Raw genomic sequence first — 6,112 nt, 5'->3', positions numbered from 1 at the left:
CGTCGAGACGGCGCGGCTCGCTGAAAAAGAGCGGCACGTGCAGCTCGCGCAAGCGCTCGAGCTGACGCTGCGCATTGCCATGCCGCCACACGACGATCAGATCCGGATTCAGCGCGACGATGCGTTCGAGGTCGAGCGCCTTGTTGTCGCCGACGCGTGGCAGTTGTTTCGCTTCGGGCGGATAGTCGCTGTACGACACCGCGCCGACCATCTTCGGGCCGCCGCCCGCGGCGTACAGCAACTCGGTCACGTGCGGGGCGAGGCTGATCACGCGCTGCGCGGGCGCGGCGAGCGTGACGGTCGCGCCGCTGTCGTCGGTGACGGTGATCGCGGCGTGCGCGCTCAGCGCAGTTAGAACGAGCGCTGCGGCGCTGAACCAAGGGATGAAGTGGCGCGCGGGCGTGGCACAGCGAGCGGAGCGAGTGAAGCGGGTCATCGGGCGAGGGCGGATCACGAAGCGTTGAACGGCTGGAGTGCGAAGGACGGTACGCTAACCCGAGCGCGCGGTATCGATCGAATCAACCGCCTGTTGAAGCAGTTGTTCGAAGCGGGTCCATTCGGCTTCATCGCCCGGCAGCCCGAAGCGCACGCTGGCCGATGGCACCTGGGGCGATGGCGGAAAAAGACGCGTCCACACGCCGCGCCGCGCGAGCGCTTCATGCAATGCGGCGGCGCGCGCATCGTCGGTCCATGCGAAAAGCGGCGTGCCGCGAGTCGCGAAACCGTGCGCGTGCAACAGCCCGGCAAGCCGTGCGCTTTCGCCGATCAGCCGCTCACGCATCCGCGTTTGCCACGCGGCATCGGCGAACGCGGCGCTCACCGCATGACGCGCGGGACCGCTGACCGTCCACGCGCCCAATCTGTCGCGCAACGCGGCGAGCAAGGCGGGCGCGCCCAGTACGAAGCCGGCGCGCACACCCGCGAGCCCGAAGAACTTGCCGGGCGAGCGCAACACGACGAGCCCGTCCCGCTGCGTATGCGCCGCCAGCGACGCGACGCGCGCGGCCGGCAGCGTATCGGCGAACGCCTCGTCGACCAGCAGCGTGCCGCCGCGTTCGCGCAGCTGCGCATGCCAGTACAGCAGCCTGGCGGCATCGAGATGCGTGGCCGTCGGATTGTTGGGATTGACGATCACGACATGCGTGAGCGCGGCGGGCAGCGTGTCGCGATGCACGTCGAGCGGCGCGACCTCGTGTCCGGCGCGCGCGAACGCGGGCCCGTACTCGCCGTAGGTCAGCGGCGCGATGCCGAGCGTCGCGCGCGGCAGCAGCGCGGGCAGCGCGCGAATCGCCGCCTGGCTGCCGGCCACCGGCAGCACATGCGCGGCATCGGGTGCGCCGTAGTAGCGCGCGGCCCGCTCGGCGAAGCCGTCGCCTTCGTCGGGCAAACGACGCCACGCGTCGGCGGGCAACGGCGGCACCGGATAGCCGTGCGGATTGATGCCGGTGGACAGATCGAGCCACTGTGCGTACGGAATGCCGTAGCGCGCCGCCGCTTCGTGCAGGTTGCCGCCGTGTGCGATCGGATCGCCTGCGGCGTGCTCGCGCGCTTGTGTCCGGTCGGTCATGCGCTCATCCCATCGCTACGCGTGTCGTTTCGCTCAGCCATGAAACGGCACGCTCAACAAGGCCAGCACGATCAATACGGCCAGCCACAGAATCACCGTGCGTTCGACCAGCATCAACGCGGCGCCCACATGACGCGCCTCGGCGCGATGCCCGAAGCCCAGCGTCGGCCGATGCTCGAGCGTGCCGTGATACACGGCCGGCCCGCCGATCAGCACGTTCAGGCTGCCGGCGCCGGACGCCATCACCGGTCCCGCGTTCGGGCTGTCCCAGCGTGGCGCCTGCTCGCGCCAGCAGCGCCATGCGGTCAGCGTGTCGCCGAGCAGCGCGTAGCTGGTGGCGGTCAGCCGCGCGGGAATCCAGTTCAGCACGTCGTCGATGCGCGCGGCGGCCCAGCCGAAGCGCAGAAAGCGCGGCGTGCGATAACCCCACATCGCGTCGAGCGTATTGGCGAGGCGAAAGCCGAGCGCGCCAGGCCCCCCCGCGAGCGCGAACCAGAACAGCGCGCCGAAGATCGCGTCGTTGCCGTTTTCGAGCGCCGATTCGACCGCGGCGCGCGCGAGCGCGGCCTCGTCGGACTGACTGGTGTCGCGCGACACGATCCGCGCGGTCAGCTCCCGTGCGGTGGCGAGATCGTGCTGGCCGAGCGCCCGCGAGATCGGCGCGATGTGATCGCGCAGGCTGCGCGCGCCGAGCGCGAACCACAGCAGCGCGACATGCAGCGCGCAGGCCGCGAACAACGGCAGCACGGCGACCAGCCACCACGCGATCAGCACCGGCGGCAGCACCGCGAGCGCCCACGCGAGCAGCCCCTTGAGCCGCAGACGCCGGTCGTGATTGAAGCGCGCCTCGATGCGCGCGGCCCAGTTGCCGAAGCCGACCAGCGGATGCCGGCGGCTCGGCTCGCCGAACCAGCGATCGACGGCGACGCCCGCGACCGCGAGCGTCGCGACCAGCGGCATCGTCAGCGGCGGCATTACGAGCGGCTCGCGCTTTTCAGCGCGAGCGGCAGTCCCGCGACCATCAGCGTGGCTGCGCTGCTCAGTGCGGCGATGCGCTGATTGAGGCGGCCGAGTTCGTCGACGTAAAGGCGGGTGGCTTCGCCAAGCGGCACGACGCCGAGCCCGATCTCGTTGCTGACGACGATGATCTTGCCGCGCGCGCCGGCGAGCGCCGCCTCGAACGCGGAGGCCTGCTCGTAGTAGTGCGACAGCGGCGGCGCGGCGCCGTCGGCGGGACACAGCAAGTTGGCGAGCCACAGCGTCAGGCAATCGATCAGCAGACACTGGCCCGGCGCGTCGTGTTGCGCGAGCGCGCCCGCGAGATCGTCGTCCGCTTCGACGAGCCCCCAATGCGCGGGCCGCCGCGCGCGATGATGCGCGATGCGCGCGTTGAATTCGGCGTCGTCGGTGACGCGGGCGGTGGCGATGTAGGTGACGGGGAGGGCGCTGTCGCTGGCGAGCCGCTCGGCATGCGCGCTCTTGCCCGAGCGGGCGCCGCCGAGGACGAAGGTGAGGTCGCGGGGAGTCATGCCCTGATTGTACCGGCGCGATGGGATAATGCCGCTCGATTCCATTGCAACGCCACTATCCACCTTCCACCTGCACCGCCGTGATCCGAATGCCCATTTCCCCCGACTCCCTGCCCGTGCCTCGCGGCACGCTGATGATCCAGGGCACCACGTCCGACGCGGGCAAGAGCACGCTGGTCGCGGGACTGTGCCGCCTCGCGCGGCGCGCGGGCGCGCGGGTCGCGCCGTTCAAGCCGCAGAACATGGCGCTGAACAGCGCGGTCACCGTCGACGGCGGCGAGATCGGCCGCGCACAGGCATTGCAGGCGCTCGCCGCGGGCATCGACGCGCACACCGATCTGAACCCGGTGCTGCTGAAGCCGACCAGCGATCGCGGCGCGCAGGTGATCATTCACGGCAAGGCGCGCATCAATCTCGACGCGCGCGCGTATCACGACTACAAGCCGGTCGCGTTCGAGGCGGTGCTGGAGTCGTATGCGCGGCTGCGCGCGGCGTACGACACGATTTTCGTCGAAGGCGCGGGCAGTCCGGCCGAGATCAATCTGCGCGAGCGCGACATCGCGAACATGGGTTTCGCGGAGGCGGTCGATTGCCCGGTCGTGCTGGTCGCCGACATCGACCGCGGCGGCGTATTCGCGCACCTGACCGGCACGCTCGCCTGTCTGTCCGACAGCGAGCAGGCGCGGGTGCGCGGTTTCATCATCAACCGCTTTCGCGGTGACATCGGTTTGCTGAAGCCCGGGCTCGACTGGCTGGAAGCGAAGACCGGCAAGCCGGTGCTCGGGGTCGTGCCGTATCTGCACGGCCTGACGCTCGACGCCGAGGACATGCTGCCGCCCGAGCTGCGCGCGGCGGCGAGCGGGGACTCGCGCCGTCTGCTGCGGGTGGTCGTGCCGGGGCTGCCGCACATCAGCAATCACACCGATTTCGACGCGTTGCGCGCGCATCCGCAGATCGATTTTCACTATGTGCGCGCGGGTACGCCGCCACCGGCCGCCGATCTGATCATCCTGCCGGGCTCGAAGAACGTGCCGGACGACCTCGCGTTTCTGCGCGCGCAGGGCTGGGGCGACGTGCTCGCGCGGCATCTGCGCTATGGCGGCCGGGTGATCGGCATTTGCGGCGGCATGCAGATGCTGGGACGAGAGATCGCCGATCCGCATGGCGTCGAAGGCGCGCCCGGCACCTTTGCGGGCTTCGGCTGGCTCGACTATGCGACGGTGCTCACGCGCGACAAGACGCTGAAGAACGTGAGCGGGCGCCTCGCGCTGCCCGGCGCACCGGACGTCGCCGGCTACGAGATTCATATGGGGGAGACGCGCGGGCCGGCATTGGATACGCCGGCGCTGCGGCTCGACCGTGCTGGTCCGCGCGAGGGCGGCGCGGACTTCGGGCGTCCCGATGGCGCGTTGTCCGCCGACGGCCAGATTCTCGCGACCTATGTGCATGGCCTGTTCGACACGCCGGCCGCGTGCGCGGCGCTGCTCGCGTGGGCGGGGTTGAGCGACGCCGAAGCGGTGGACTATCCGGCTTTGCGCGAGGCGTCGCTGGAGCGGCTGGCCGATACGCTCGCCGAGCACGTCGATATGCGCGGGCTGTTTGCGGCGCTGGGGTGACGCTTTGCACCGACCTTTTCGATCGGATCGAAAGCCATTGCTGCGCGGGCGGGTCGCTTAGTACAACACCATCTGCGTGCAACGAAACAGGGCGATGGTCTTACCATCGGGATCAGTGACCGTCGCGTCCCAGACCTGCGTGCTGCGCCCAAGGTGCACACTCTTCGCGACCGCGCGGATGGTGCCCTGCGTGGCGGTGCCGAGGAAGTTGCTCTTCAGCTCGACCGTCGTGAAATTGCGCGAATTTTCGGGCAGATGCGCGATGCACGCGTAGCCGCAGGCGGTGTCGGCGAGGCCGATCACGGTGGCCGCGTGCAGGAAGCCGTTCGGCGCGAGCAGTTCCTCGCGCACGGTCAGTTCGGCGATCAGCGTGCCCTGGTCCACGGTCAGCACGCGCAGGCCCAGCAGGTCCGGCAGCGTGCCCTTCTGGCGCTCCTGCAGGCGTTCGACGGTGTATTCCGGGCGCAGTTTGCTCATGAGATTTCAGGTCCTTGTCGATAAAAACGGCGGTTTGCGCGGCCGATTCGCGATGCGGGGGTTTCGGCCGCGCGGGATTTGTCGATATTATCAACGGCTGAACCGGTGGGCGTACCTGGAAGCCGAACTTCGAACGGCAGCGTTCATAGAGCCCGCCGGCGCCGGTCACAGCGAATCGGCGGGTACGGAGCAATAGCGCGGCAAACCGGCTGGCAGCGGTCCAGCCTTCTTTCCGGGAGATTTCATGTCGGTGATCGTGGTGGCGAATCCGAAGGGCGGCGTGGGCAAGAGCACGCTATCGACCAATCTGGCCGGCTATTTCGCCGCGGAGGGCGAATGGGTCGCGCTGGCCGACCTCGACAAGCAGCACTCCGCGCATGCGTGGCTCGAATTGCGGCCCTCCACGCTGCCGACTATCGAAACCTGGGAGGTCAATCCCGACACGCCGGCCAAGCCGCCGAAAGGCCTCGAGCACGCGGTCGTCGACACGCCGGCCGGCCTGCATGGCAATCGCATGAACATTGCGCTCGATCTCGCCGACAAGGTGATCGTGCCGCTCCAGCCGTCGCTGTTCGATATTCTCGCGACCCAGGAATTTCTCGAGCGGCTCGCGAAGGAAAAGGCGGTCAGGAAGGGCGCGATCGAGATCGGCGTGGTCGGCATGCGCGTCGATGCACGCACGCGCTCGGCCGAGCAGCTGCATCGCTTCGTCGAGGGATTGAAGCTGCCGGTGCTCGGCTTTCTGCGCGACACGCAGAACTACGTGCAGCTCGCGGCGCACGGCCTGACGCTGTGGGATGTCGCGAAAAGTCGCGTGGAGAAGGATCTCGAGCAGTGGCAGCCGATCGTCGAGTGGACGAACGGCGCGGGAAAGAAGGGCTGAGGCAGGGGGCTGCCCGCCATCAGTGAAGATCGAGCTGATG

7 protein-coding genes are annotated in these 6,112 nt (G+C 69.0%); 2 read left to right on the top strand and 5 right to left on the bottom strand.

From position 1 onward, the window contains the following. The 4 genes from AB4Y34_RS34725 to cobU form a co-directional block, all read right to left on the bottom strand. On the bottom strand, nt 1–436 hold a 436-nt coding region (locus AB4Y34_RS34725; protein ID WP_368718599.1), incomplete at its 3' end, for a helical backbone metal receptor. A 54-nt stretch (nt 437–490) separates the two neighbouring features. Then, the gene (gene cobD, locus AB4Y34_RS34720) at nt 491–1,567 is read right to left on the bottom strand and encodes a threonine-phosphate decarboxylase CobD (protein ID WP_368718598.1); all 1,077 of its coding nucleotides are present in this window, start codon (nt 1,565–1,567) and stop codon (nt 491–493) included. A 33-nt stretch (nt 1,568–1,600) separates the two neighbouring features. Continuing rightward, entirely contained in the window at nt 1,601–2,542 is a 942-nt protein-coding gene (gene cbiB, locus AB4Y34_RS34715) for an adenosylcobinamide-phosphate synthase CbiB (RefSeq protein ID WP_176379920.1), read from the bottom strand. Then, on the bottom strand, nt 2,542–3,096 hold the full coding sequence (gene cobU / locus AB4Y34_RS34710) for a bifunctional adenosylcobinamide kinase/adenosylcobinamide-phosphate guanylyltransferase (RefSeq protein WP_176379919.1): 555 nt from the start codon (nt 3,094–3,096) through the stop codon (nt 2,542–2,544). The genes cbiB and cobU overlap by 1 nt, the downstream gene beginning before the upstream one ends. A gap of 89 nt (nt 3,097–3,185) precedes the next feature. Between cobU and AB4Y34_RS34705 the strand changes: the two genes are divergently transcribed. Then, entirely contained in the window at nt 3,186–4,712 is a 1,527-nt protein-coding gene (locus AB4Y34_RS34705) for a cobyric acid synthase (RefSeq protein ID WP_368718597.1), read from the top strand. Nucleotides 4,713–4,769: 57 nt separating this feature from the next. Here AB4Y34_RS34705 and AB4Y34_RS34700 read toward each other — a convergent pair whose 3' ends face one another. After that, a complete protein-coding gene (locus AB4Y34_RS34700) occupies nt 4,770–5,189 on the bottom strand; it encodes a PaaI family thioesterase (protein WP_176379917.1) in 420 nt (139 codons plus the stop codon). A 244-nt stretch (nt 5,190–5,433) separates the two neighbouring features. On the opposite strand from AB4Y34_RS34700, the gene AB4Y34_RS34695 reads away from it, so the two are divergent. Further along, complete coding sequence (locus tag AB4Y34_RS34695) at nt 5,434–6,072, top strand: ParA family protein (RefSeq protein ID WP_176367012.1); 639 nt, start codon at nt 5,434–5,436, stop codon at nt 6,070–6,072. Nucleotides 6,073–6,112 lie beyond the last annotated feature (40 nt).

It is taken from the genome of Paraburkholderia sp. BR10954 (genome assembly GCF_040965775.1).
Taxonomy (GTDB): Bacteria; Pseudomonadota; Gammaproteobacteria; order Burkholderiales; family Burkholderiaceae; genus Paraburkholderia; species Paraburkholderia youngii.
Note: the sequence above shows the minus strand (reverse complement) of the source record. Positions and strands in the feature narration are given on the sequence as shown.

Excerpts from the sequence above, each read along its gene's own strand:
- AB4Y34_RS34705 (WP_368718597.1), top strand. The coding sequence starts at position 3,186 with ATGCCCATTTCCCCCGACTCCCTGCCCGTGCCTCGCGGCACGCTGATG.
- cobD (WP_368718598.1), bottom strand. The coding sequence starts at position 1,567 with ATGACCGACCGGACACAAGCGCGCGAGCACGCCGCAGGCGATCCGATC.
- cobU (WP_176379919.1), bottom strand. The coding sequence starts at position 3,096 with ATGACTCCCCGCGACCTCACCTTCGTCCTCGGCGGCGCCCGCTCGGGC.
- cbiB (WP_176379920.1), bottom strand. The coding sequence starts at position 2,542 with ATGCCGCCGCTGACGATGCCGCTGGTCGCGACGCTCGCGGTCGCGGGC.
- AB4Y34_RS34700 (WP_176379917.1), bottom strand. The coding sequence starts at position 5,189 with ATGAGCAAACTGCGCCCGGAATACACCGTCGAACGCCTGCAGGAGCGC.
- AB4Y34_RS34695 (WP_176367012.1), top strand. The coding sequence starts at position 5,434 with ATGTCGGTGATCGTGGTGGCGAATCCGAAGGGCGGCGTGGGCAAGAGC.